General features: G+C 68.1%; 1 protein-coding gene. It reads left to right on the top strand.

Features of this window, described 5'->3' with window-relative positions; translation table 11 throughout:
* On the top strand, nucleotides 1–2,077 hold a 2,077-nt coding region (gene metH, locus I0Q12_RS31735; protein WP_231609871.1), incomplete at both ends, for a methionine synthase.

The following is a 2,077-nucleotide window of genomic DNA, read 5'->3' as shown; positions in this document are numbered from 1 at the left end:
CGGCATGGGCCGGTTCGTGCTCGGGTCGATGGGTCCGGGCACCAAGCTGCCGACCTTGGGGCATGCGCCGTTCGACGCGTTGCGCGATGCCTATCTGGAGGCCGCGCTCGGCATGATCGACGGTGGTGCGGACGCGATCCTCGTCGAGACCTGCCAGGATCTGTTGCAGGCGAAGGCGGCGATCATCGGCAGTCGCCGCGCGATGGAGCGTGCCGGGCGGCGGGTGCCGATCATCACGCACGTGACGATGGAGACGACCGGCACGATGCTGCTGGGGTCGGAGATCGGGGCGGCTCTGAACGCGCTCGCGCCGCTGGGTATCGACCTGATCGGGTTGAACTGTGCGACGGGTCCGGCGGAGATGACCGAGCACCTGCGGTATCTGTCGCAGCATTCCGAGGTGCCGGTGTCGGTGATGCCCAATGCCGGTCTGCCGGTGCTGGGCGCCAACGGTGCCGAGTACCCGTTGTCGCCGGAGGAGCTGGCCGAGGCGTTGACCGGGTTCGTCTCCGACTACGGGTTGTCGCTGGTCGGCGGCTGCTGCGGGACGACGCCCGAGCACATCCGGCAGGTCGCGGAGGCGGTGCGGGAGCTGGCACCGGCCGAGCGTCGGCCGGTGTCCGAGCCGGGGGTGTCGTCGCTGTATGCGGCGGTGCCGTTCGAGCAGGACGCGTCCATCCTGATGATCGGTGAGCGCACCAACACGAACGGGTCGAAGGCGTTCCGGGAGGCGATGCTCTCGGCCGACTACGACAAGTGTCTGGAGATCGCGAAGGATCAGATCCGCGACGGCGCGCACATGCTGGACCTGAACGTCGACTACGTCGGCCGGGACGGGGCGGCGGACATGGCGCAGCTGGCGTCGCGGTTCGCGACGGCGTCGACGCTGCCGATCATGATCGACTCGACGGAGCCGGACGTGATCCGGGCCGGTCTCGAGCATCTGGGCGGCCGTTGCGCGGTGAACTCGGTGAACTACGAGGACGGGGACGGTCCCGGGTCGCGGTTCCAGCGGATCATGGAGCACGTCGTCGAGCACGGTGCCGCGGTGGTGGCGCTGACCATCGACGAGGAGGGGCAGGCGCGCACCGCCGAGCACAAGGTGCGGATCGCCGAGCGGTTGATCACCGACCTGACGGAGAACTGGGGGCTGGCGCAGGAGGACATCATCGTCGATGCGCTGACGTTCCCGATCTCGACGGGTCAGGAGGAGGTGCGCCGCGACGGCGTCGAGACGATCGAGGCGATCCGGGAGATCCACCGCCGCTACCCGCAGGTGCATTTCACGCTGGGCATCTCGAACGTGTCGTTCGGGTTGAATCCGGCGGCCCGGCAGGTGCTGAACTCGGTGTTCCTGCACGAGTGCACCGAGGCGGGGTTGGACACCGCGATCGTGCACGCGTCGAAGATCCTGCCGATGGCGCGGATCCCGGAGGAGCAGCGGCAGGTCGCGCTGGATCTGGTGTACGACCGGCGCAGCGAGGGCTACGACCCGCTGCAGAAGCTGATGGAGCTGTTCGAGGGGGTGTCGGCGGCGTCGGCGCGGGAGTCCCGCGCGCAGGAGCTGGCGGCGCTGCCGTTGTTCGAGCGGCTCGAGCGGCGCATCGTCGACGGCGAACGCAACGGTCTCGAGGCGGATCTGGATGCGGCGATGACGGAGGTGCCGCCGCTGGCGATCATCAACGACACGCTGCTGGCGGGGATGAAGACGGTCGGTGAGCTGTTCGGGTCCGGGCAGATGCAGTTGCCGTTCGTGCTGCAGTCGGCCGAGGTGATGAAGGCGGCGGTGGCGTATCTCGAGCCGCACATGGAGTCGACCGGTGATGACGGCAAGGGCCGGATCGTGCTGGCGACCGTGAAGGGCGATGTGCACGACATCGGCAAGAACCTGGTGGACATCATCCTGTCCAACAACGGCTACGAGGTCGTCAACCTCGGCATCAAGCAGCCGATCGCGACGATCCTCGACGCCGCGATCGACAAGCGCGCCGATGTGATCGGCATGTCCGGGCTGCTGGTGAAGTCGACGGTGGTGATGAAGGAGAACCTCGAGGAACTCAACGCCCGCGGGGTGGCG

This window comes from Rhodococcus sp. CX, assembly GCF_015865005.1.
GTDB lineage: Bacteria > Actinomycetota > Actinomycetes > Mycobacteriales > Mycobacteriaceae > Rhodococcus.
This window is presented reverse-complemented; position numbering and strand designations above follow the sequence as displayed.